Annotated in this window: 19 protein-coding genes; 7 read left to right on the forward strand and 12 right to left on the reverse strand. The window is 64.1% G+C overall.

Translation table 11 applies throughout. The features are described from left to right. Positions 1 to 770: 770 nt before the first annotated feature. The 5 genes from SM757_RS00655 to SM757_RS00675 all read right to left on the reverse strand — a co-directional run bounded on the left by SM757_RS00655 (position 771) and on the right by SM757_RS00675 (position 4,363). Positions 771 to 1,838, reverse strand: coding sequence for an acyl-CoA dehydrogenase family protein (locus SM757_RS00655; RefSeq protein ID WP_322464166.1), 1,068 nt, complete (start codon positions 1,836 to 1,838; stop codon positions 771 to 773). A 284-nt stretch (positions 1,839 to 2,122) separates the two neighbouring features. Beyond that, a complete protein-coding gene (locus SM757_RS00660) occupies positions 2,123 to 2,350 on the reverse strand; it encodes a hypothetical protein (RefSeq protein ID WP_322464167.1) in 228 nt (75 codons plus the stop codon). A gap of 272 nt (positions 2,351 to 2,622) precedes the next feature. After that, positions 2,623 to 2,775 (reverse strand): hypothetical protein, encoded by a 153-nt coding sequence (locus SM757_RS00665; RefSeq protein WP_322464168.1) that lies wholly within the window; start codon positions 2,773 to 2,775, stop codon positions 2,623 to 2,625. A 423-nt stretch (positions 2,776 to 3,198) separates the two neighbouring features. Beyond that, on the reverse strand, positions 3,199 to 3,510 hold the full coding sequence (locus tag SM757_RS00670) for a hypothetical protein (RefSeq protein ID WP_322464169.1): 312 nt from the start codon (positions 3,508 to 3,510) through the stop codon (positions 3,199 to 3,201). Between the two features lie 142 nt (positions 3,511 to 3,652). Further along, positions 3,653 to 4,363 (reverse strand): histone, encoded by a 711-nt coding sequence (locus SM757_RS00675; RefSeq protein ID WP_322464170.1) that lies wholly within the window; start codon positions 4,361 to 4,363, stop codon positions 3,653 to 3,655. Positions 4,364 to 4,590: 227 nt separating this feature from the next. Between SM757_RS00675 and SM757_RS00680 the strand changes: the two genes are divergently transcribed. Both SM757_RS00680 and SM757_RS00685 read left to right on the forward strand, forming a co-directional pair. Further along, positions 4,591 to 4,884: a hypothetical protein gene (locus tag SM757_RS00680; protein ID WP_322464171.1), complete on the forward strand. Its 294-nt coding sequence runs from the start codon at positions 4,591 to 4,593 to the stop codon at positions 4,882 to 4,884. Between the two features lie 360 nt (positions 4,885 to 5,244). Next, positions 5,245 to 5,484, forward strand: a complete 240-nt coding sequence (locus SM757_RS00685) for a hypothetical protein (RefSeq protein WP_322464172.1) — start codon at positions 5,245 to 5,247, stop codon at positions 5,482 to 5,484. Positions 5,485 to 5,684: 200 nt separating this feature from the next. Here the strand turns inward: SM757_RS00685 and SM757_RS00690 are convergent, their stop codons facing one another. Both SM757_RS00690 and SM757_RS00695 read right to left on the reverse strand, forming a co-directional pair. Beyond that, on the reverse strand, positions 5,685 to 7,355 hold the full coding sequence (locus SM757_RS00690) for a helix-turn-helix domain-containing protein (RefSeq protein ID WP_322464173.1): 1,671 nt from the start codon (positions 7,353 to 7,355) through the stop codon (positions 5,685 to 5,687). Between the two features lie 179 nt (positions 7,356 to 7,534). Continuing rightward, on the reverse strand, positions 7,535 to 7,822 hold the full coding sequence (locus tag SM757_RS00695) for a helix-turn-helix domain-containing protein (RefSeq protein ID WP_322464174.1): 288 nt from the start codon (positions 7,820 to 7,822) through the stop codon (positions 7,535 to 7,537). Positions 7,823 to 8,214: 392 nt separating this feature from the next. Between SM757_RS00695 and SM757_RS00700 the strand changes: the two genes are divergently transcribed. Then, positions 8,215 to 8,442: an SWIB/MDM2 domain-containing protein gene (locus tag SM757_RS00700; protein WP_322464175.1), complete on the forward strand. Its 228-nt coding sequence runs from the start codon at positions 8,215 to 8,217 to the stop codon at positions 8,440 to 8,442. Between the two features lie 155 nt (positions 8,443 to 8,597). After that, on the forward strand, positions 8,598 to 8,894 hold the full coding sequence (locus tag SM757_RS00705; RefSeq protein ID WP_322464176.1) for a DUF6880 family protein: 297 nt from the start codon (positions 8,598 to 8,600) through the stop codon (positions 8,892 to 8,894). Between the two features lie 318 nt (positions 8,895 to 9,212). On the opposite strand, the gene SM757_RS00710 is transcribed toward SM757_RS00705, so the two are convergent. Then, on the reverse strand, positions 9,213 to 10,064 hold the full coding sequence (locus SM757_RS00710; protein WP_322464177.1) for a 3-hydroxybutyryl-CoA dehydrogenase: 852 nt from the start codon (positions 10,062 to 10,064) through the stop codon (positions 9,213 to 9,215). A gap of 1,043 nt (positions 10,065 to 11,107) precedes the next feature. Between SM757_RS00710 and SM757_RS00715 the strand changes: the two genes are divergently transcribed. The 3 genes from SM757_RS00715 (at position 11,108) to SM757_RS00725 (ending at position 14,633) form a co-directional block, all read left to right on the forward strand. Then, positions 11,108 to 12,331, forward strand: coding sequence for an MFS transporter (locus tag SM757_RS00715; RefSeq protein WP_029000763.1), 1,224 nt, complete (start codon positions 11,108 to 11,110; stop codon positions 12,329 to 12,331). A 191-nt stretch (positions 12,332 to 12,522) separates the two neighbouring features. After that, positions 12,523 to 13,476, forward strand: a complete 954-nt coding sequence (locus tag SM757_RS00720; protein WP_169517114.1) for a Bug family tripartite tricarboxylate transporter substrate binding protein — start codon at positions 12,523 to 12,525, stop codon at positions 13,474 to 13,476. 194 nt (positions 13,477 to 13,670) lie between these two features. Then, the gene (locus tag SM757_RS00725; RefSeq protein ID WP_084151030.1) at positions 13,671 to 14,633 is read left to right on the forward strand and encodes a porin; all 963 of its coding nucleotides are present in this window, start codon (positions 13,671 to 13,673) and stop codon (positions 14,631 to 14,633) included. 23 nt (positions 14,634 to 14,656) lie between these two features. Here the strand turns inward: SM757_RS00725 and can are convergent, their stop codons facing one another. The 4 genes from can to SM757_RS00745 form a co-directional block, all read right to left on the reverse strand. Then, positions 14,657 to 15,301, reverse strand: coding sequence for a carbonate dehydratase (can, locus tag SM757_RS00730; protein ID WP_029000760.1), 645 nt, complete (start codon positions 15,299 to 15,301; stop codon positions 14,657 to 14,659). Between the two features lie 87 nt (positions 15,302 to 15,388). Continuing rightward, entirely contained in the window at positions 15,389 to 18,925 is a 3,537-nt protein-coding gene (locus SM757_RS00735) for an indolepyruvate ferredoxin oxidoreductase family protein (RefSeq protein WP_322464178.1), read from the reverse strand. Positions 18,926 to 20,651: 1,726 nt separating this feature from the next. Continuing rightward, the gene (folE, locus tag SM757_RS00740; protein WP_322464205.1) at positions 20,652 to 21,320 is read right to left on the reverse strand and encodes a GTP cyclohydrolase I; all 669 of its coding nucleotides are present in this window, start codon (positions 21,318 to 21,320) and stop codon (positions 20,652 to 20,654) included. A gap of 438 nt (positions 21,321 to 21,758) precedes the next feature. Further along, positions 21,759 to 22,943, reverse strand: a complete 1,185-nt coding sequence (locus SM757_RS00745) for an acetyl-CoA C-acyltransferase family protein (RefSeq protein WP_322464179.1) — start codon at positions 22,941 to 22,943, stop codon at positions 21,759 to 21,761. Positions 22,944 to 22,970 lie beyond the last annotated feature (27 nt).

Genomic DNA, 22,970 nt, shown 5'->3' on the forward strand with positions numbered 1-22,970 from the left:
GGCGGGAAGGCGCGGCGACTGGCCTGTCTGCGAAGACAGCCAGTGAACTCGTCACGTGCAGGTGATGCCGCAAATGCTGGCGCTCAGCACCGCGCCTGACAGCACGGTCTGGGCATGTGAAGTGCGACCCTCACGACAGCAGCTTCAGAAGCGCCCCGGTCGAGGCAGCTCCATTGGCCATGGGTGCCTTGGCAGGCACGGCTTGATGCGGACTACGTCGTGCCGCGGTTGCGACACAGTGCTCTATGGCTGACTTCGCGCCTTGAGACGCCAGGTATGACAGCTACCTGTGGGAAAGCATCGGGCCCGATCCAACGTGCGCAACTGGCGCATAACGGAAACGACCGCGAAGACTTCTGTATTGGGTTCCGAAGCTTTGCCGTGCGCAATAGCCGCTCAAATTTCCTCTCCAGCGGCATTGGCATACAAGAAACAGGCAGAGCACCGGTTTGCCACGACCAGGATGGAAGTCAAACCGGAGCGTGGCCGCCTGGCATCGCGCGACAACGCATCAGAGGCGATGGCAATGTGTGGCGCGATGATGTGGATGAGAGGTTCTCAACTTGATTGACGCGCGGCAAGGAACGGATGCACAAGGCCACGGTGGCGCAACAGAATAGCTTTACGAACCTTGCGTCGAGGTAGGTTTGCTGGCGGAGTTGGCGTAGCCGGTGAGGGCACCGCCAGCGCAGGAAAAGGGCCAAAGCTGGGTGGGACGCGGTTTACTGGCCTTCATGGCGTCGCCGATCGGCCGCCTATGCGTCCCCGGGCTACGACAGCAGCATCGCGTGTTGCGTGGCCGTGTGCAGGTCGCGCCAGACCCGGTTGAGCTCCGTGCGCGGATCGGCGGCGGACAGGCCGCACAAGGGGTAAACGCCATCCACCGCCTCGCGCGCCGTGCGCGCCCAGGCCAGTGCCGCGTCGCGCAGCGGCTTCTCGTCGATGCGCCCGCCGTCGCGCTCAACCTGGCTCCAGGCTGCGTCCAACAACTCCAGGCACTCACCGCGTGCGCCATCAAGCTGCTGCAAGGACGACTGCAGTTGGGCCCGCACCTGCAGTCGCGCGCCCAGGGGCTGTTGGTTGGGCCCGACCCGGCGTTCCAGCACCAGCGGCGTGGCCCTGCGCAGGAAGCCGCGCGCCATGCCGCCCAGGTTCGCGGCCAGCGTCACGTATGCCAGCGCGTCGAAGGGGAAGCGGTAGAGCGCGCCGGGGTGTGTGGCCACCGCGGGCGCGATGTCGAACGCGTGCGTAGGCGGCACCACCAGGTCTCGGATCTCGAAGGCATGGCTGGCGCTGGCACGCAGCCCGATGGATTGCCAGGTCGGCCGCACTTGCACGCCAGTGGCCGGCACGATGAAAGCCCGCACGCGCGGCGTGCCGGATGCATCAGGCAGCGGCTGGCCGTTTTCATGCAGTACGGCGTTGAGAGTGAAATGAGAGGCGTGCGGTGCGCCGGTGGCGTGTCCCCAGCGGCCACTGATGCGCCAGCCCTCGCCCGTGCGCTCGGCCACGCCGGTAGGCGCGCCGCTGCCGGCCAGGCACATGCCGGGCGTGGCCACCACCTCGCGCGCCAGCGCCGGCGGCACGAAGCCGGCAAACCAGCCCGCGCCGGCGCACAGCGTCACCACCCAGCCGCAACTGCCGTCGGCCTCGGCAATGGCCTCTTCCAGCCGCACGGCCTGCGGCAGCGCCAGCTCCATGCCACCCAGCGAGCGCGGCGCCAGCAGCCGGAACCAGTTGCGGCGTTCGATGACCTCCAGCTGCGCGGGGGTCAAGCTGCCCAGGGCTTCAGCCTGCGGCGCTGCTTCGCGCAGTAAACGGGCATCCTCTTCAGTCATCGTTATCGTCATCAGCGTGCAAGCGGCGAGGCAAGGTGCCAATTTTCACGGGTGCTTGTTGTCGCAGCGCTGGCACGCACGCGCAGGCCGCCAGGAGCCGCACTTCGCATGTGCCTTGGCGAACTGCCAGTGCTCGGCTGGCCGGCCACGCTGCGCAGCTGATAGGCTCGAAGCGCCGTTCGTGATGCGCTCTTGGGCGATGCCGGTCAATGCATGAAAGATGGGCTACCTCGCGCAGCTTGCGGTGAGGCTCCGCTGTCGTGCCGTGGCTCCGCCACCGCGATTCAAGCTCTTCTCTGGCAGCTCCCGGCACAGACCTTTTGATTGCGCCCCAATATCTTCTTGGTCACCAGTTCCGACACGGGGCGGTGCTGACCACACTTGAAACACGACATGGTGGCCGAGGCGCTGCCCATGGTGACGGAGCCAAAAATCGAACCGGGTTTCTTGGCCGTGTAGCGCAGTCCGTCATTGGAGATCTTCGTTTTGGTGTCGGTTTCACGTGCAGCCATGTCATCTCGCGTCAGAGCGGGCTTTCAAGATGGGGTCGATCGTTGAGATTGCAAGAGTTCGAGCGGCTTTGGGCGGCCTCTCATCGCCGGCGACACGCAGGAGCGCGCCGAAGGCTCTGCGGTATTCATGGAGTGCAATGCGTTGCAGCGACTACCATCCGGCGCCGCCCTGGGTCTGTCCAGCACCCGGGAATGGCCTCGCAATGGCCATGCCTTGTGAGACGGTGTGCACTGTGAACACGCGCCCGAGCAGCCCTCGCTGCGTTGGAGCTTCAGAAGCGGGGCAGGGTGTCAGGAAGGCCAATGCGCATGGGTATGCCGGCTTGATCGAGCTCGATGAAGCCTGTCAGCGCCACCGGGTGTTCCAGGTTCCACACCGAGAGGGCAAGCTCTGGCGTCAACGGCGCGTCCTGCGCGTCGCCCACCGGGCGGCGTCCTCTGAGCCAGGTGCATCGCAGCCAGCGTCGCATTGTGGTCCTCGCCGACCACGAGGGCCGCCCTGGATTCCAGCTCGATCAGGTCCTCTACGGTGTGGTCCTGGGGCGGCTCGATGCAGATCACCGCGCGCTCGATTCCCGCTGCCAGCTCAGCGTGCGAAACACCATCCAGCGACCGGGAATGCGCAGCAGGCGCACGCCCGGTGCACCGTAGCGCTAGGACAGCCGGGTATAGAAGGCCTGAAGCAGCGCTGGCGGCTTCGGCGTGGACGTCGAAGACATGGCGTGGCACTTTGCCAGCCGTCCGGCCCGCGCCCGCGCCCTCGTTGCGGCCTTGTCACACCCAGGTGGACGGTGCGTGCGCGCTTGGCCGAGGCGCCGCGGCTCGGCAGTTGACCGCGTCTGCCTGGCTCAGGCGTGCCCTGGGGGGTAAGCGAAGCCGCCACCCCTTTCCATCTCCAGCCGCGCTTCCTCGATGAGATCTTCCTGCACCGCGTCCGGTGCGCCGCCCTCGTTGATGTGCGTGCGGTACCAGGCGGCAATCAGCAGCACCACGAGCGGCTGTGGTCCTTCCACGAGTTCTGCAAGATCCAGGTCGCTGGCCTCGCAGATCGCCTCGATGGGCGCCATGCTGAAGCGCACTCGGCCATGCTCCACGTCGCGTGACAGATGCAGGTCCGCAAACTCGACGCCATCGGGGACGGTCACGCGCAGCTGTCTCATGTCCGCTCTCCCTGTGCCGTTGCCATGCCGGGATATTCGCCCCTGTGTGCTGGCTTCAGCAGTGCGCCCATGGGATTCCCTGCCCCGTGACCTGAGTTCCGCAGGGCAGTGGAGTAGTGCGCCCTCAGGATGGTCGTAGCCGTCAGGATGCGGCCGCTTCAGCGCCCGGGGTGTCGGTGGCCGGCGGTGCCTCGGGCGCAGCGGCTGATTCACCACCAGCGGCGCGCTGGATCTTGGCCGATCCGTTGGCAGCAGCGGTCTTGCGAGCAGCCTTCTTGGCGGGTGCTTTCTTGGCCGCGGCTTTCTTCGCAGCGGGTGTGGCGGTGTCAGCCGCAGCAGTCACCGGGCCCGCATCCGAGGCAGTAGCCTGCGCGGGCGACTTCTTGGCCGCCGCCTTCTTGGCGATAGCCTTCTTCGCCGGGGCCGGGGCCGGGGCCGGGGCCGGCGTCTGTGCAGCCTTTGCGGCCACAGCGGCCTTCTTGACCGCCGGTGCGGCGGTCTTGGCGCCCCGCGGCGCGCGGCCTTCTTCCATGCCAAAGCGCTTGGCGGCCTTGGCGTCCGTCGTGGCCAGGTGCGCGCCCTTGGCCGTCACCGGCTGCTCCAGCTTCACGGCGCCGCTCTCGTCCATCTTGGCCAGCGTCTGCGCGAGCTTGGCAAAAGCGCGGGCAAGTTGCTTGACGGTCTTGGCACCGACCGCGAGGTTGGCCACGTCGATCTTGGTGCGGAACGTGGCTGCAGCCACCGGCTGCGCAGCGCTCTTCGCTGCCGCTTTCTTGGCAACGGGTGCTGCCTGCTTCGCAGCAGACTTGGTGGCGACGGCCTTCTTGGCAGCGGCGATCTTCTTGGTCGGCATGGCAGTGTTACTCCCTCAACGGGTGCGCGGGTGTTGTGACAGTCGAGGATTATTGCCTTTTACGCGCTCGATTCTTTTGGACGGCCCAGCGGGCAGGGGACTCGACGTGGCATCCATCAGTCTGTGGCGGCTGCGCTGCTGCACTCGCAGGAAAACATGACCCGTTCTACGGATGTTGCAGGCGCGCGGTACATTGACCGGGTTGGACGAGATTTGAAAGGGCTTCCGTGAATCGACCCAGCCCTGTCGGGATGATGTTGCAGTTCGCCTTCGGCCCGGGTCCTGCGAACGCCAAGGCGTCCCGTGGCCCGGCCGCGAATGCCGGTGGTGATGAGGCTTGCGATGCGTCGCCGCAGTTGCTGGCGCTGGCCGCCGCTGCCAAGGCCTGGTGGGAGGCCGGCCGCCCCGAGGGGTGGTCGCTTGAGCAGCATCTGGCTTCCCCAACTGCTGGCTGCGATGGCAGCGAGGCAGAGCGTGCGCTGGCGCAGACCGTCGCGCACTGGTTGGTGCAAGAACCCTGAAGGGTTTACTGCAGGCACGGCTGCGGCCCGTGGTGCCATGCCCACGGTGATGAGGTGAGCAGGGCGGTGCACGCTGCTTGCCGCGGCTGCGGTGACCGCGTGCGCACGGCGGTCGACCCGCCGTGCGACGGCACCAGCTGCACCGAGATGCCGGGCGCTATCGACTACATCGTCGATCCGCTCGCAGGCAAACCTTGAGATGTCGGGCCAAAACGTTGCGACTTCTTGGGGCGACGCACACCACACCGGGCGAGGGTTTGGGATTACGTGATTGCCGCGATGGACGGCCGCGTCTGGGCAAGGAGAATGGTCACCATGGTTCACACCGGTAGTTGAAGCGTTCATCGGCCATCTGGCTGGATGAGCGCCATCGCGGTCACCCTCTCCAACCAGACTCCGATCATGGATAGCAATTCGCTTTCTCGCCCGCCTGCCAAAGCGCCTCCCGCGGAATACCTCTCAGCCATGGCTGATCTGGAACGTCGTGCCTCCCGTGGGGAAATGAGCCTGCGGCAAGTCCGGCACGAAATCTTTGCCCTGCGCGAGCGCTTCGGCGCTGAGCCCGCGCTCGTGATGCAGTGGGCCGCCGCATCGCGCTGATGCTTCGGTGGTTTTCCTGTGCTGGTGCTGCTGCCAAGTCATGCCGCGAATGTCGAAGCGGCGAAGGGCGGCGTCGTGCCAAGCGTACTCCGGGGACCAGTCCGCCATCTTGAGTCTTGGTGAGGCGCCTGTTCACGCTCCACCGGTGCCGTACGCGGTCTGCGCGCGGGCGATGTACTCAGCGCATTGGCCGCAGCCACTCAGAGCACGCGCACCGCTCCCAGCAATTCGAAGGCCTTGTCTTCCGAGAGCGCGCCTTGCCGGTCCTTCAACGCCAGGATCTTGATGAGCGCCTCGGTGATGGGCGCCAGCCCTCCTTCAAGGATCAACGGCGGCGCAGATACCAGCGCGATGTCGCGCGCCGCAGGCAAGGTCTGAGGAGCAGCGGCCGCGACTGCAGCCTTCAGTAGCTCAGGATTCGAGGTTTTGGATGGAGCCGCGATGACATCGGCTTGCGGCGCCGGTGGAACTGCTGGCGCCGATAGCCCAACTTCTGGCTCCACTGTTGAGAGCAGGTCAGCTTGTACCGGGGCCGCTGCAGCCATGCGGGCAGCGTCCCAGGCCGGGCCAGTGGTGTTGCCGCGCTGCTTGTTGTCGCCTTGGAGCGCAGATTGGCGGCCCGGGTTCTTTTCCTGGACCCCAGTTTGCTCACTGGGCACGCTGGCGATCACAGCCCTCTCTTCAGTGGTACCGGTCGCGGCGGTGGCCGCCTCACTGGGATGGGCCGCTGCCAAGCCGGCTTTGGGCGCCGCTCTTTCTGCCGTATCCACTTCAGTGGCCTGGGCTGGCGCCGTGTCGCTGGTCAAGGTGGTGTCTGCGCCGGCCCCTTTGCCACGCGGCAGGGGGGCCAGGCGCCGGAGGGCCACGGCCGGGATGTCTGCCACCGTGCGAGGCGCCTCGAACCAGTCCTCGGGCATGCCCAGCGCCTGCGCGATATTGCGGCAGAAGTCCTGGTCCAGGACCTTTCCGCCATTGGCAATGGTGGACATGTACGGCTGACTGATGCCGATGACGCGTGCCATGGCGCTCTTGGAGCCCTTGCCCTGGAGCAGAAGGCTCAAGTTCCGCTGGCGCAGTTCAGGCGTTGGCGCAGTGCGGTCCGCTTTGGGTGCGGACTTCGAGCGGGCCGCAGTCACAGACGGACGCGGCTCCACGGCCGCGGAAGCGGTGGTCGGCTTGGCTGCTTGGGCCGCTGGAGTCCTGGTGGCTTTCATGTCTTCATCGGAAGCGATGGATGGTGCGTTGTCCGCTACGAGGGAAAGAGTCCCCTGCGCCGCCTTGGCCGATGCTGCCGAGCCGATGGGGACCACTTGGCCGTGCTGCGCCGAAGCACCGTTGACAGCTGGCTTGGTCGTGCTCGGCATTGGTTGAGGCAGGGCGGATGTCGCGCTAGCGGACCGAGATGGGGCAGCAGCGGCCGCGACCGCCGGCACGGACGCTGCTTCGTCATCAACGTCGTCGTCATTCAGACCGGCTTTCTCCGGATGCTTCAACAACTCCAGGGTGCGCTCGGGCACCTCCCTGTTAAGCCCATCGAGCCACTTGCCCGGCAGCTTCAGGGTCTTTTCGATATGGAAGGCGGTCTCATCGGGACACAGGCCGCCTTTGGACATGACTTCCAGCCGCTCCAGGGGCACTTCCGCCACGAGCGCCAAGGCTTCGCGCACCGGCGCCTTGTCCAGCAACAGCCTCAGATTGGCCGCACGCAAAGCGCCGTTGACGCCTTGCTTGGGCACAGGGGGTTTGAAGTTGCTTTGCCGTGGCGCTTCCGACCGGCCGTTGGCCCCAATCTGCAAAACGACGTCATCGCGCATCGGAGCGCGCGAGGACTGCGCACGGCCGCGGTCACGGCTGCTGTCACGACGCTTCATTTGCCAGTCAGGCTTTGCCAAGTGATTCCCCCGTAGTCCTGAACCAAGCAGACGGTCCAACCATTCATGATGACCCTGTGAACAAGAACCCAGCTTGTGGTCGAGCGAGTATTGCGCCACTACTTTACTCGTGCATCCAGAAGCGGCTGCTTGGCAGCATGGCTCAGGCTCTGGGGTGTTTACCGACGGCTTCTGGGGCGGATACCGGCGAGTTCAATGCGCAGCGCTTCCCGGTCAAACTGCGGATCCATGAGGTCGGGCAGCCACTCCAGCCGTTCGTAAAAGAGCAGGGCCGCAGCATAAACGGCCATAGACACAGAGGCCTCGCCCCGTTCAAGGCTGATGATGGTGGGCACCGAGGCATTGAGTTGAGCTGCCAAGTCGCGGATCGTCATCCCACGACGTTCGCGGGCCAGGCGCAGATTGGCGCCCAACGCCGCGAGCGTCTTCGTGATGGCCGGGGGCATTTCGCGAGTCAACTTCGGAGCACGAGACATAGTCCTTATTTGAATGCTTACCAAATTTTAAGTCAAATATAATTGAACAATGAGTGAGGTGACTCGGCCATGGCCGCTTGAAACATTCCATTTGAGGGCTTTCGGCTTAACCCCCGACCGAATGCATTTGTCGCCATTGCACCTGAGCCGGACTTAGGGCTTGTGACGACGTTGCCGCCCGCGGATTGTGCTCGCGTGGCTGTGCCCTTGAGCGCAGCGCGCGTGGGCAAGCCGGGACTCCCAGATGAGGGCCGCAGCGAGCCGTAGGACGCCAGTCGTTTTTGAGGCACCGTCGCGGTCCGCCAACAGCACAGACGGATTCGTTTGTGGCAAAAGTTGAGACCCAGAAGAGCAGCGCTTTCATGAAGACCTTGAAGCCCAACCCAGCGTTGGCTGCCATCTTCGGAGCCGAACCATTGCCCCGCACCGAAGTCACCAAGCGCATCTGGGACTACATCAAGCAGTACAACCTGCAGAACCCGGCGAACAAGCGCAACATCCTTTGCGACGGTCTCTTGAAGGCCGTCATGGGCAAAGACCAGGTGACGATGTTCGAGATGACGGGCTTGGTGGGCAAGCACCTGAGTTGACCCAAGCTCCACGAACGTTCACCGAACGTTCACCGAGCAGGAATGAAGAAGAAGCCATGCAATGCATGGCTTTTTCATGTTCTCTCCGGGCGCTTGGAACGGTCGCGTGCCAAGCATGGAACCTTCAGTAGGACCTGGAGCAGGTTGAGCGCGAGTTGACTGCCAAGGGTCCGAGCGCGGCGCTGGGACTGGCCGAAACGTTCATCGAGGCCGATGCCGACTTCTTCGAGCGTGTCGACGACTCCTACGGCGACATCGGACAAGCGATGGAGGCAGCCTGTGGGCTGTGGCTGCGCGCGGCATCGCGGTGCGAGACGCCTGCCGGCGGCTGGCTGCTCCGGCTCATAAAGTTGCTGTCCCAGGACAACTATGGCGGTCGACATGCGCTGTTGCGTGACGCTGGCCAATTGCTTGACCAGAGCGACGTTTCAGCACTGAACGAGCAGCAGTAGTGGCTGCCAATGTAGTTGCTAACGCAACCACTACAATGATATTTATGTGAAATTGGATGCATAGACATCAATCTAATGGCGGTACAAGACGTATGCGGGCGTTGTCGTGATCGGTTTCCTTCAGCACGCATTGTCATTTCCGTTCCCTGACTGACGGCGTGTACCGCAGCAGCTTCAACGGCGGCTGCGGGCACCGGAGGATGGCGTCGAGCATGGCACGGCGAGCCTGTAGAGCACCACTCTCGGGCATCTTGTCTCGGCAGTGCCATGGAAATGGCATGACCACGCGTTTCACCCGTGCGCGGTCGGGCCACGCCTTCAGTCGTAGCTATAGAAGCCGCGTCCGCTCTTTCGACCCAAGCGGCCGGCCTGGACCATCTCGCGCAGCAACGGCGCGGGGCGGTACTTCGTGTCGCCGAAGCCCTCGTGGAACACCTCCATGATGCTGAGCATGGTGTCCAGCCCGATCAGGTCCGCCAGCGCCAGCGGGCCGATGGGATGGTTGCAGCCCAGCTTCATGCCCGCGTCGATGTCCTCGGCCGTGGCCAGGCCCTCCTGCAGCACGAAGATGGCCTCGTTGATCATCGGGCACAGGATGCGGTTGACCACGAAACCGGGGCTGTTCTTCACCGTCACCGGCGTCTTGCCCACCGCCTGCGCGAAGGCCGACGCCAGCGCGTGCGTCTCGTCGGAGGTCTGCAGGCCGCGGATCAGCTCCAGCAGCCCCATCAGCGGCACCGGGTTGAAGAAGTGCATGCCGATGCAGCGCTCGGGCTTGTTCAGCACCGCAGCAAGCTGCGTGATGGAGATGGACGAGGTGTTGGACGCGATCACGGCCTCGTCTCCGACGATGCCCTCGACCTGGCGCAGGATGCGCAGCTTCAGGTCGGGGTTCTCGGTGGCGGCCTCGATGACGATCTGCGCGTCCTTGAGCGCCGCGTAGTCGGTGCTGCCCTGCACGCGGGCCAGGGCCTCGTCCTTCTGCGCGGCCGTGAGCTTTTCCTTCTTGACCAGGCGCTCCAGGCTGCCGGCGAGCGTCTTCACGCCGCGCTGCACCGCCTCGTCCGAGATGTCCACCATCACCACCTGCAGCCCGGCCACGGCGCACACCTGCGCGATGCCGTTGCCCATGGTGCCCGCTCCAATGACACCGATGCGTTCAAGCTTCATGTTGTTCCTTTCGTCTACTTTAAAAATTGAAAACTGCATGTTTGGTCGGCACTTCATGCGTAAGGTGCACAGTGCGCCACGGTCACGAAGGTGCCCTGGCTCAAGCTTCCCGCCTTGCCATGGCTCGCTCACAGCCGCTATCGACCGACCTCGATAAACCACTCGTTGCAGGCGTCGGTGTGCAGGCTGTGGCAGTTCCCGTACGCGGTAATCAGCGCTACCTCATCATGGCAGCAAGCCAGCGTCGGCACCACTTGACCTAACGTACTGCCATCGATCTGGCAGCCACGTCGCGCGGCCTACAAGCCGCGAGTTCTCTCCGCCCAGTGCGACGGCCTGTGCGTGGGGCCATTGACGAAGAGGCCTGAAAACACGCTCGCGAGCGTTACCCCGGCTGGTCGAGAAGGCCGATGCGGACTCGCCCGAGCAGTGCAGGCCGAACCGGCAAGCAGCCGCTTGGGACCACAGGGCCTGCGCGCGCGGTGTCCGGACTGACCGCTGCGATGCTTCACGGACGTGGATGATGCCAACGGCCCTGGGAACAACTGCAGTACAGGCTCCGCCTGCAAGCCAAGCGACATGGCTACCAAGCTCGATCTTGGGCAGCGAACGCGGGCCCTCTTGGGGCCGCCCACTAGCGAACAATACGTGCTGGCAGCGACGGGCGCCAAGCCATCTGGCCGCCTGCTACAGGTTGGCTGCCCGAGGTGGAAGGCGGGCCGGCTCAGCCATGGAGAACGCAAGAAACAGGTTCACTTTAGTAGACAGTTTTTCTAAAACTGTCTTATATTATCGCGGACGCTGGCGGCGTTCCTGATGAGCAGGCGGGCTTGGCATGCTGAGCGGCATGTGTCTCGACACGCATTGACATGTCGGCTGCGGGCTCATCTACGGCGACGGTGGGCGCGAAGTCAACTTGAACCCAGCAGCAATGCGCACACCATCGTCATTGGCCGGCCATCCACTGACACTGACGATCACCAATGAATGGCGAAGCGCGGCAGGATTCGGTCCGCTCTTTCTCCAGCGCCCTTGAAGAGTGCATGAGCGAATCACCGCGTCCGTCCCGTCCAATCGCTGTGGCCATCGTTGCGTTGGTCTGCTTCAATTTTGCATCGTACGTATGCAACGGACTCCCGCTTGCCGTGCTGCCGGGCTACGTGCTCAAGGAGCTGGACTTCAGCTCCGTGCTTGTTGGCGTTGTGATCGGCACACAGTACATCGTGTCGTTGCTGTCCAGGCCACTGGCTGGAAACGTTGCGGACCGGTTCGGGGCGAAGACTGCAGTGCTGTGCGGCCTGACCGGGCTGGTCGTGACCGGAGGGCTTACCGGCTTGGCGGTGTTGCTGAGCAATGCTCCGGCACTGAGCCTTTGCCTGCTGCTTGCTGCGCGGGCGGTCCAGGGTGCGTCCGCAGCTCTGATTTCCACGCCGTGCTGCACATGGGCCATCGGCCTGCATGGCACCTCACAGGCCACGCGTGTAATGTCCTGGAACGGAATTGCCTCCTATGGAGGTACGGCCGTCGGTGCGCCCGTCGGTGTGCTCGTGCACCAGCACTTCGGTATGGCGGGGATTGGCCTTTCCTTGGCCGTGCTGGGCCTCACCGCACTGGGCTACGCGCTGACCAAGCAGGCTGCTCCGCTGGTACCGGGAAAGCGGCTGCCGTTTGGCAATATCTTTTTCTCCGTCCTTCCGAACGGCCTTGCCTTGGCGTGCAGTTCAGTGGGATTCGGCAGTCTCACGGCGTTCGTCGCCCTGTACTTCGACCGCCTGGGTTGGGCCAATGCAGCCTACTGCCTTACGGGTTTCGGCATCGCTTTCATCGTGGCCCGACTCTCGACGCCCAACGTGGTCCCGCGCTTCGGAGGCTATCGGGTGGTGTCTGCCTGCATGGCCATCCAGACCGTCGGCCTGCTGCTGATCTGGCTGGCTCCTGTGCCCGCGGTAGCGGTTCTGGGAGCCATGCTGACCGGTCTTGGTGTCTCCTGGGTCTATCCGGGACTGGGCGTAGAGACATTGGCACGCACTCCGGAAGCCAGTCGAACTTCAGCGCTGAGTACGCTTTCCCTGTTCTTCGATCTTGCAGTCGGGATGGCAGGCCCACTGATGGGATTGGTAGCTACCGGCCTTGGCTTTCCATCGGTGTTCCTGGTTGCAGCCATGTTGTCATCGCTTGGCCTGATCTGCGTGCTTCGGATGCACCGCAGGCATCTGCACGAACGAAGCCTCCCACCAGCGCAGACAGCCAACCGGCCCGCTGCGTGACTTGAATGCTCATGCGACCAAAGGCCGTGTTAGCCAGGCTCGTGTTGCAAGGCCACCCGACGTATCGATGAAACGCGCACAGCTATCGCCATGAGGGTTTTCACGAGTTCGACCTTTCCCACACGCTTTCATCATAAAAGCGCCACAAAGTTGAGAAAACAACAATGAAAATGTTTAGAAAGTTGCGTCCCGTGGCCCTGCTTGTTGCAGGGCTGGCATCTGCAGCGCTCTCGACGTCCGTGGCAGCTGCGGGCTACCCTGACCGGATGCTGACGTTCGTCACGCCCTTCACTGCAGGTGCAGCACCTGATGTGTTGGTGCGCGCACTGGCCGCCGAGGTTGCCAGGACCTCAGGTGTCCAGGCAATCGTGGAGAACAAGCCTGGGGCCAGCTCGATGCTGGCAGCGCAGACCGTAGCGAAAGCGTCCGCGGACGGGTACACGATCCTGGTCACGGGCAACGTTGCCTTCACCGGCAACCCGCATGTATTCAAGAAACTGAGCTACGACCCGGTGGCGGACTTCACGCCGGTCAATACCGTTGCCAAGGGCCCGATGATCCTGTACGTCAACCCGGAAAAGCTGCCGGTGCGCCGCATCAGCGATTTCATTGAACTGCTGCGGAAACAGCCGGGTAAGTACACATTTGCCTACACGAGCATCACCAGCCGACTGCCGGCAGAGGTGTTGCGCAAGTCGGCCGGTCTGGACATCGTCGGCATACCGTACCGCAGCGGCAACGCGGCGATGCCGGATCTGATCAGCGGCCAGGTCGACATGGCATTCACGGACCTGTCCGGGATGCCACACGTGCGTTCAGGCAAGCTGGTGGCCATCGGTGTGACCGATACGGCGCGCAGCCCGTTCGCTCCAGACCTGCCGACCTTCGAAGAAGCTGGCGTCAAGCGCATGGACATCAGTTTCTGGCTGGGGGCGTATCTGCCAGCGAAGGCACCGGCCGACGTGGTGCGACGACTTGGCGAGCTCCTGGAAAAGGCCTCCCGCAGCGCCGAGGCTACGGCTGCCTATGCCAAGCTGGGCACCGTTCCTTTTTTCTTGCCGCCCGGCCGATTCGCGAAGTTTCAAGCTGACGAAAGCGCCTCGTGGGGCCAGATCGTCCGCGACGCGGGCATCCAGCCCGAGTGACGCGCGCTCGCGGCCGCTGACGGCCAACCGGCTTCACAGTGCCCGCTGTTCTTGGGCCGGGCATTGAGGCCACATGCGCCTACGCCGTTGCCATTCGCCTATGAACTGCACTGCGGTCCCATCCGCAATGCCGCGGCTGCTCAGCATCGCCGGCGTCATCCGGTGAGAAGACCTTCATTTTTTCGGGGAGTTACATGTGTATCAAACACGTCCTGTCCGCTGTCATGTTGGCCGCAGGCGCGGGCCTGGCGTCCGCGCAATCGTCCGTGGTCCTGTTCGGAAAGATCGATTCCGGCTATGTCAACAAGATCGGCACGAAGACGGCCAGGGGCGACAAGGGGCTTGGCGAAGGCGCACAAAGCCGCTTCGGACTGCGGGGCTCGGAGAACCTGGGCAACGGCCTGAGCGCGTTCTACTGGCTGGAGAATCGCTTCAAGTCTGACACTGGCGAGCTGACCACGGCACGGTTCTTCCAAGGACAGTCGATTCTCGGGTTGAAGGGCCCCTGGGGTACCGTAACGATGGGGCGCGACTACATCGCTGGCTACGTCGAGGTGCAGATGGCACCCGACCCGTTCATCCACACCGGCGTCTCGTCAATGGTTGCGTTTGGCAATGGCAATATCGGCACGGTACGCAACGATGGCGCCATCAGCTACAAGGTCGAGTCCGGACCTTTGAGTTTCGTGGCGCAATGGGCACGCGACACGAATCCGAACTCGGCTACCCTGCCAGGGCCGCTAACCGCCGAGCATCCCGTGGGTGCCAGCGCCTGGTACCAAGCAGGACCGCTTTTCCTGGGCTACAGCTACGAGAACCCGGGCGGCGTGCATGACGTTTGGCACTTCGCTGCAATGCGCGCGGTGCTCGGTCCGGTGACGCTGTCCGCCGGCTACGGTCAGGGTGAGACGAACACCCAGGAGGAGCGCCGCAGCTGGGTTGTGGGTGCTCACATGCCCGTCGGTGGGGGACGCCTGAAGGTCGTTTACGGTGACCTGAGAAACACCAGCGCCAGCCTCCCGATCAGCCGCAAGATGGCACTAGGCTACAACTACAACTTCTCCAAGCGCACCTTCGTCTACCTGAACATCGCGCGGGACCGCGATGCTACGGCAGACCGCAACGGATTTGACGTAGGGGTGCAGCACAACTTCTGAAGCGGCCTGGTGCCTTGCCCCTTTCAGCCCAGGCTCTGCAGTGATGCGTGATAGCACTCGTCCCATGCTTGTCCACTGCCAACGCTGACACCCACGCGACGCAGCAGCCCGTCGGCCAAGCCATAGACGAGGCCGTGGACCTCAATGCGCTGACCGCGGTACCAAGCCCGGCGCAAGATGGTGGTGCGGCACACGTTGGCCACTTGCTCGATGACGTTGAGCTCGACCAAGCGCTTGCTGCGTGTTTCGTCATCCAACGCTGCTCCCAGGCGCAACTCGTGCTTGAAGGCGACGTCCTCGATATGGCGCAGCCAGTTGTCGGCCAAGCCCGCGGAGCGCTTCTCGGCCACAGCCTGCACGCCACCGCAACCGTAATGGCCTACCACCATGACGTGTTCGACCTTGAGGGTTTCCACCGCGTACTGCAGTACCGATAGGCAGTTCAGGTCCGAATGCACCACCACGTTGGCAATGTTGCGATGCACGAAAACCTCGCCGGGTGCAAGACCCACGATTTCGTTGGCCGGTACCCGGCTGTCAGAACAGCCGATCCACAGGTAGCGTGGTGTTTGCTGGCGAGCCAGCCGCGTGAAGAAGTCCGGGTCGGCCTGCACGCACTGGCGCGCCCAGGCCCGGTTGTTGGCAAAGATGGCGTCGAGGCTGCACATCGGTGCCTCACACGGTTGCGTGACGCCTGGGCCAAGGGTGGAAAGATGCGTCATGGGAAATCCTTGTAAAAGTCATGCGCATGGCGGTCAGGCAGCCGCGCGCGCTGCCTGCGCAGGGGTCGATGTGGGCGCCGGAACAGTGGCGTAGAACTCGGCCAGCAGCTTGCGCTGCTGTGCGTGGGCTGCCTCGGCGTTGTGCTCCTTCACATGGCCATAGCCGCGAACCCCTTGGGGCAGACGAGCCAATGCCAGCGCCGTAGGCAAGCGTTCCTTCGTGAGCATGCCGACGACCTGGCACATCAGCAGCTCGAACTTGCCGATGGCTGAGCGCTCGCCACGGCGCTCGGCGGTGTAGCCGAAAACGTCCAGCGGCGTGCCACGCAGGCGCCTGGCCTTGGCAAGGACCTTGTAGGCGGTAGCGATCCACGGCCCATAGGCTTGCTTGATCAGGTGGCCCTGTGCATCCCGCTTGGAGAACAGCGGCGGTGCCAGGTGAAAGCGCAGCTTGTAATTCCCCTCGAACTGGGAAGCGACACGATCGAAGAACCCGGTCTCGACGTACAGCCGCGCTACCTCGTACTCGTCCTTGTACGCCATGAGCTTGTACAGGCTCACCGCCACCTCGCGCGCCAGGCGGTCCGTGCCGGTGCGCTGTTTCTCGGCCGCCGCGATCTGGCGCACGAAGCTCTCATAGCGCCTGGCATAGGCTGCGCTCTGGTAGGCGACAAGGCGCCTCGTGCGGTCCTCGATCAGTGCTTCCAGCCCGGGGGTGCGCGTGGGCATCGTCACCACCGCGGTGGGCCTGTCCAGCCCGGCGGCCTGCTGCACGAGTCCCAAATCCAGTGCAGCCTGCCTGCCCCAAGCGAACGCTGCCTTGTTCATCGGCACCGCAGCGCCGTTGAGCTCGATGGCACGCATGAGGGACGCCTCCTGCAGCGGAATCCAGCCCTTCTGCCAGGCATAGCCCAGAACGAACACGTTGGTCGCCACGGCGTCGCCCATCAGCGCGGTGGCCATCGCCGTGGCGTTGAGGGCTTCGACCGACTGTGCTGCATCACGCACGCGCTGCAGCATCGCGTCGGGCGAGGTTTGCCAGTCTGGATCCTGCGTGAAGGCACCGGTGGGCGCCACGTCGGTATTCATCACGGCACGCGTGCGCGTGGCATCCATGGTGCTGATCGCATCCTTGCCTGCGCCCACCATCAGGTCGCAGCCCAGCACCACGTCGGCCTGCTTCGCGGCGACCCGCGCGGCATGCAGCCCGGCAGGCGTGGCGGCCAGACGCACATGGGACATCACGGCACCCCCTTTTTGTGCCAGGCCTGCCATGTCCAGCACCAGCACGCCCTTGCCTTCCAGGTGCGCGGCCATGCCCATGAGCGCGCCGATGGTCACCACGCCCGTCCCGCCCACGCCTGTCACCACCACGTTGCACGGCGCTTCGAGCGCGGGCAGCACGGGTGCCGGCAGGTTCTCCGGCGGCGTTGCCTTGGACTTGGCAGGCTTGCGCAGCGCGCCGCCCTCGACCGTAACGAAGCTCGGGCAGAAGCCCTTCACGCAAGAGTAGTCCTTGTTGCAAGAGCTCTGGTCGATCTGACGCTTGCGGCCCAGCGGGGTTTCCAGCGGCAGGATGGAGACGCAGTTGGACTGCACGCCGCAGTCGCCGCAGCCCTCGCACACCTCCTCGTTGATCACGACACGCTTGGGCGGATCGACGAGCTGCTTCTTCTTGCGCCGGCGCCGCTTCTCGGCCGCGCAGGTCTGGGCGTAGACGATCACGGAGACGCCCTGCTTCTCGCGCAAGTCTCGCTGCAGCTCGTCCATGCCGTCGCGGTGGCTGACGGCCACGCCCGCGGGCAGTCCGCCCATGCGCTGGTAGAGCTCGGGCTCGTCAGAGACGAGGTGCAGGTGCTCCACGCCCTCGGCGGCGAGCTGCTGCAGGATCTGCGGCACGGTGGGCGAGCCTTCCACCGGCTGGCCGCCGGTCATGGCCACTGCGTCGTTGACCAGGATCTTGTAGGTGATGTTCACGCCCGCGGCCTTGGCCGCGCGGATCGCGAGCGACCCCGAGTGCATGTAGGTGCCATCACCCAGGTTGGCGAAGATGTGGGGCGTAGAGGTGAACGGCGCCTGGCCGATCCAGCTCACGCCCTCGCCGCCCATCTGCGTGAAGGTCTCGGTGCGGCGGTCCATCCATTGCGCCATGTAGTGGCAGCCGATGCCGGCCACGGCGCGCGAACCTTCCGGCACCTTGGTACTGGTGTTGTGCGGACAGCCCGAGCAGAAGTACGGCAGACGCTGCTGCGACCCTGGCTCCTGGCGGGTAAATCCGTCCGCAGCCAGACAGGGAACCAGGTAGCCACGCGCCTTCCCGGGCAGCGAGTCGCTGCCGAATACCTTGGCGATGCGCGCGGCGATCACGTTGGCGATTGCCGCCGGCGTGAGTTCGCCGTTGGGCGACAGCAGGATGCCGTCGTGCGGCACCTTGACCCATTCGCCCGTCTCGTCGTACTTGCCGACCACGCGGGGACGCGAGGCGATCGGGGCGTTGTAGAGCTGCTCCTTGAGCTGGTACTCGATGATTTGGCGCTTCTCCTCGACCACCAGGATCTCGTCCAGCCCTTCGGCGAACTCGCGGATGCACTCGGGCTCCAGCGGCCAGGACACGCCGATCTTGAGCAGCCGGATGCCAAGCCGCTGCGCGCTGCCTTCGTCGATGCCCATCATGGCCAGCGCCTCGCGCACGTCGAGGTAGCTCTTGCCGGTGGTGACGATGCCCAGCTTCGCGTTGGGCGCCGCCCAGTCCTGGCGGTTAAGCCGGTTCAGGCGCACGTACTCCAGCAGCGCATAGAGGCGCTCGCGCTGCAGCCGGTTCTCCTGCTCCAGCGGCGGATCGGGCCAGCGGATGTGGAAGCCGTCGCTGGGGATCGGGTAGGTGTCGGGCACCTTGATCTCCACGGCCATCGGATCGATCTCAAAGGAGGAGGACGACTCGATGGTGTCGCTGATGGACTTGAAGCCCACCCAGCAGCCCGAGTAGCGCGACATGGCCCAGCCGTGCAGGCCGAACTCGATGAACTCGCGCACGCCCGACGGGTTGAGCACAGGGATCATGGCGGCGATGAAGGCGTGCTCGCTCTGGTGCGGCAGGCTCGACGACTTGCAGGAATGGTCGTCACCCGCAACGAGCAGCACGCCGCCGTGTTGGGAGCAGCCGGCGATGTTGCCGTGCTTGAAGACGTCGCCGCTGCGGTCCACCCCGGGGCCCTTGCCGTACCACAGCGAGAACACGCCATCGACCTTGGCGTTGGGGTCGAGGTTGACCATCTGCGTGCCCCACACGGCAGTGGCAGCCAGTTCCTCGTTGAGGCCGGGGACGAACTTGATGTCGTGCTGGGCAAGGTGTTTCTTGGCCTTCCACAGCTCCTGGTCCACCGCACCCAGCGGTGAGCCACGATAGCCCGAGACGAAGCCAGCGGTGGTCAGGCCGGCTGCGGCATCGCGGGCCTTTTGCGCCATCAGCAGCCGCACCAGGGCCTGGGTGCCGGTCATGTAGACGCGGCCCCTGGGCAGGGTGTACTTGTCTTCGAGCGTGACAGGGGCTAGGAGCTCGGGCTTGTCCATCAATTTTTGTCGATCGTTGTCGATGCCTGGGGCATCAGAGAGGACCTGGTTCGGCCGCGTCCGCAGTAGATCCACTGGCCTGCACAGCGGTGCCTGGCATGGCAATCAGACACGGCACGACAGGCAGGGAATTCAACGCAGTGCCAGCCTGCGCATGTGCGCGGCTCCATGCATGTCGACTCTCGACAGCATCGATTCGATGAAGTCACAGCGGCGTCTGCCGCAGTACCTGTATGCCAATTGAAGGCACTGGCGCCGAGAGGCCATGTCGCTGCTCCATGGAGGCTGTGAGTCATGTCGCCTGCCGGAGTCGATTTCGGCAGGCCCTTCCGCATGTCAACTGGCGCACCGGCGTTTCGTGACATTTACGTCGATTGTGTTCAATTCAACAGCCATAGTCATCAGTAGATTCCTGTGGCGTCACATTGGTTTTGCTCATGGTTGGCTGCCGGCTCACATCAACTCGTTCCACGCCGTTCTGCATCGCTGCCACATCGGTGCATCCGCGAGTGACGGCCAGAGAAAGCGTGGGTGTCGTAGGCAGCAAGCGCGCCTCGGCAGCAACCAGACGCCATGCCTGTCGAGTTGCAGGCTGAAAGCAGCCGGCCGCTGTGGGGTGTGACTCCAACTCCGGACGGCTGCTCGTGCGACACACGTCAGCGATGTCGCTATGCCGGACTTGCAGCGGTCGCACATCGGTCGTTGTGCTCGGTGTCCGGGATGCCCGGGCAGACCGGGAACTACACCGCACACGGTCGGTGTCAACGCACAATCGTCCTCTCGCGCCAGGAGAAAGAGGACGCAAAAACCCTATGCCACGGGGCCAATGCCAGCGCGCAACCGAGTCGTCGTGCGGCCTAAGCCATGGCGGGTCGTGCACAGCTTGCCCTGGCTGGGCGCCAGGACATCACCCATGGTCCGGCAAGGCGTTCAGACCGCTTTGCTCGACGCCCAGCCTTTCCTTGCATGTCTTCGAATGGGTGGGGCTATCTGTAGGCCTACATCTATCGCGGAGCGTGCACAAGCCTGAGCGGGGGACCGGCGTACGCGATGAGCAGTCGGCTGCTTGCGCACTCCCCGAATGCACTGCCCGCCCGCAACGGTCCCTACATCCTCAGGACATCGGTCAACGCTTCCCTGGCAGCGTTGCAGCCCACGCCGCATGCGTCTCGGATCGGGTTCGCCCGCCTTCTGAAACATGGACTTGTTTTGTGGCGACATCCGTCAGGTGTAGGCAAAAGTAATTGCGCCCACGGGATGAAGTCGCTGCCCTCAGGCACCGGTCCGACAACACGGGCAGGACGGCATTGCATTCGATAGGTGGAAACCCTATCATGGGTTTCCACTAATGACGCGATGCCGTACAGGACGTCGTGTGTCGGAAGAACCTCATGTCTTCGATCGCCCTGCCCCCGTCCCTGCCGTCTCAGAGTTTTGGCCGGCGCAGCAAGTTGTCCTGGCTCGAGGTCTCTCGCCCAGCAGGATACCGAGCGGCGGTGCCGCTGCGTCGCTCGCTGCTGGAGCGGCTGTCAGACTTCCTGCTGCAGTCGCGCATCGATTGGGCAACGGACGGTCACGCGGCTGACGTCATGGGCCGGGAAGCGCGTTAGAAGCGGCTACCGAGTTCCTGGGTCGCAGCTCTATGGTAGGCGCCGCCTGCAGCGCGAGATACGGTCCCTCTCATTTTCTGGGTTTGAGCCACCAACTGGTCATATCGGTTGTTCGGTCAACGTCTTTTTTCAAGCAGGGACAGGAATTCACGCCGCAATGTCGGATCGGTCAGAAAGGCGCCGCGCATGACGCTGTTGATCATGGTGGAGTCCATATCCTTCACGCCACGCCAGTGCATGCAGAAATGATCCGCCTCCATGACGATGGCCAGCCCGTCTGGACGGGTCTTCTCCTGTAGCAGGTTGGCCACCTGGGTAACGGCCTCCTCCTGGATCTGGGGCCGGCTCATGATCCAGTCGGCAAGTCGAACATACTTGGACAGGCCAATCAGGTTCGAGTCCTGGTTCGGCATCAGCCCGATCCACAGCTTGCCGATGATCGGGCACAGGTGATGCGAGCACGCGCTGCGCACTGTGATGGGCCCGACGATCATCAATTCATTGAGCCCCTCCGCGTTCGGGAACTCGGTGACCGGCGGTTGCGCGGCATAGCGGCCCCGGAAAATCTCGTGCACGTACATCTTGGCGACCCGCCGTGCCGTCTCCCTGGTGTTGTGATCGCTCTCGGTATCGATGACGAGGCTTTCAAGCACACCACTCATCTTTTCCTGGACTTCGTCGAGCAACTGCTCGAGCTCGCCAGGTTCGATGAACGCCGCAATGTTGTCATTGGCGTGATAACGCTTACCCGCGGCCCGGATCCGTTCTCGGATCCTGACCGACATCGGGATGCCTTGATCGAAGGGCACCTGGCGCCCTGGATGCCCGATGCGCTTTGTGACGGCCTCGTCAGTATGGCTGGGCCCGGACGCCTTCTCACGCGTTTGGCCGTTTCCCGCCAGGCGGGTGGCTTCATCAGCTGCTGTGGTCAAAGAAATCATGGTATCTGCCACGGATTTTCTGGTGTGGTGTGCCAGTTGTGCCAGCACATGTCTGTCATGCGCATGATCGGCTCTTCTCTTGCCACGCGGTACCGGCGGGTTACCGACCACCCTCGTGAACTGCTCTACAACTCCGGCGTGCAGCGTGTGGGACATGTCCACAAGGAGGCCGGCGGCGCATTGATGCAAAAGCGCAACGTGCCTCTATTCATGGACCGGTGGCTGCTTCATTGCAGTTCAAGGGTCGCCCTCTGGGCAAATAGAGACGGCTGCTGCTGCATGTCAGACTCTTTCAAAAATGGCCGCAATGCCCTGGCCGCCACCGATGCACATCGTCACCAGTGCGTAGCGCCCGCCACGGCGTTGCAGTTCATGAAGGGCCTTGATGGTGATGATGGCCCCGGTGGCTCCGATGGGGTGACCCAGCGAGATACCCGAACCGTTTGGGTTGACCTTGGCCGGATCGAAGCCGAGGGCCTGTGCCACGGCACAGGCCTGCGCTGCAAAGGCCTCGTTGGCTTCGATAACGTCCATATCCTGGAGGGCCAAGCCTGCTCGCTCCAGCGCCAGACGGGTTGCCGGAACGGGCCCCAGGCCCATCAGCTTGGGGTCGACACCTGCATGTGCATAGGCCACCAGTCGTGCCATCGGCTGCAGACCGGCAGACTTCACGGCGTCCGCCGTGGCGAGCACCACGGCGGCGGCGCCGTCGTTCAACCCAGAGGCATTGCCGGCGGTCACCGTGCCGTCCTTGGCGAAAGCTGGTTTCATCTTGGCCAGCTGTTCGAGCGACGTGTCGGCACGCACGTGCTCGTCAGTGTCGAACACCACGGTGCCCTTGCGCGTGGCGATCTCCACCGGAACGATTTGCTCCTTGAAGCGCCCCTCTGCAAGCGCCTGAACGGCCCGCTGATGGCTCTGCACGGCCAGAGTGTCCTGAGCCTCGCGTGAGATGCCTTCACGCACGGCAACGTTTTCGGCCGTAATGCCCATGTGAATCTTGTGGAAGGGGTCCTGTAGCACCCCCAGCATGTAGTCCTGGATCTGGGTGTCACCCATGCGGGCGCCCCAGCGGGCGGCGGGCAACAGATACGCTCCCCGGCTCATCGACTCCGCGCCAGCACCGATGGCAACCTGCGCATCGCCCAGCAGGAGGGTCTGCGCCGCCGACACGATGGCTTGCAGGCCGGAGCCGCACAGGCGGTTGACATTGAAGGCAGGCACTTCCTGAGGAAGCCCAGCATCGAGAGCGGCCACCCGGGAGAGGTAGGCGTCGCGCGGCTCGGTCGGGATCACGTTGCCCATGGCGACATGCCCCACGCGGTCTGGCTCGACACCGCTGCGCCGCAAGGCCTCACGCACGACCGTGGTGGCCAGTAGGCTCAGCGGCACGTCCTTGAGCGAGCCGCCAAATGTGCCGATCGCGGTACGAGCCGCGCCGACAACGAAGATATCCTTGTTCATCATGAAATTCCCTGTGCTGAAGTGGCTGAT

The sequence above is a fragment of the Azohydromonas lata genome, assembly GCF_034427735.1.
GTDB classification, from domain to species: Bacteria; Pseudomonadota; Gammaproteobacteria; order Burkholderiales; family Burkholderiaceae_C; genus Azohydromonas; species Azohydromonas lata.

What these genes read in the sequence shown, in the direction of transcription:
- folE (WP_322464205.1), bottom strand. Translation starts at nt 21,320, where the DNA reads ATGTCGGTCAGGATCCGAGAACGGATCCGGGCCGCGGGTAAGCGTTAT.
- SM757_RS00670 (WP_322464169.1), bottom strand. Translation starts at nt 3,510, where the DNA reads ATGAGACAGCTGCGCGTGACCGTCCCCGATGGCGTCGAGTTTGCGGAC.
- SM757_RS00695 (WP_322464174.1), bottom strand. Translation starts at nt 7,822, where the DNA reads ATGCCCCCGGCCATCACGAAGACGCTCGCGGCGTTGGGCGCCAATCTG.
- SM757_RS00655 (WP_322464166.1), bottom strand. Translation starts at nt 1,838, where the DNA reads ATGACTGAAGAGGATGCCCGTTTACTGCGCGAAGCAGCGCCGCAGGCT.
- SM757_RS00685 (WP_322464172.1), top strand. Translation starts at nt 5,245, where the DNA reads ATGAGCGCCATCGCGGTCACCCTCTCCAACCAGACTCCGATCATGGAT.
- SM757_RS00725 (WP_084151030.1), top strand. Translation starts at nt 13,671, where the DNA reads ATGTGTATCAAACACGTCCTGTCCGCTGTCATGTTGGCCGCAGGCGCG.
- SM757_RS00745 (WP_322464179.1), bottom strand. Translation starts at nt 22,943, where the DNA reads ATGATGAACAAGGATATCTTCGTTGTCGGCGCGGCTCGTACCGCGATC.
- SM757_RS00675 (WP_322464170.1), bottom strand. Translation starts at nt 4,363, where the DNA reads ATGCCGACCAAGAAGATCGCCGCTGCCAAGAAGGCCGTCGCCACCAAG.
- can (WP_029000760.1), bottom strand. Translation starts at nt 15,301, where the DNA reads ATGTGCAGCCTCGACGCCATCTTTGCCAACAACCGGGCCTGGGCGCGC.
- SM757_RS00690 (WP_322464173.1), bottom strand. Translation starts at nt 7,355, where the DNA reads ATGAAGCGTCGTGACAGCAGCCGTGACCGCGGCCGTGCGCAGTCCTCG.
- SM757_RS00710 (WP_322464177.1), bottom strand. Translation starts at nt 10,064, where the DNA reads ATGAAGCTTGAACGCATCGGTGTCATTGGAGCGGGCACCATGGGCAAC.
- SM757_RS00660 (WP_322464167.1), bottom strand. Translation starts at nt 2,350, where the DNA reads ATGGCTGCACGTGAAACCGACACCAAAACGAAGATCTCCAATGACGGA.
- SM757_RS00715 (WP_029000763.1), top strand. Translation starts at nt 11,108, where the DNA reads ATGAGCGAATCACCGCGTCCGTCCCGTCCAATCGCTGTGGCCATCGTT.
- SM757_RS00735 (WP_322464178.1), bottom strand. Translation starts at nt 18,925, where the DNA reads ATGGACAAGCCCGAGCTCCTAGCCCCTGTCACGCTCGAAGACAAGTAC.
- SM757_RS00700 (WP_322464175.1), top strand. Translation starts at nt 8,215, where the DNA reads ATGAAGACCTTGAAGCCCAACCCAGCGTTGGCTGCCATCTTCGGAGCC.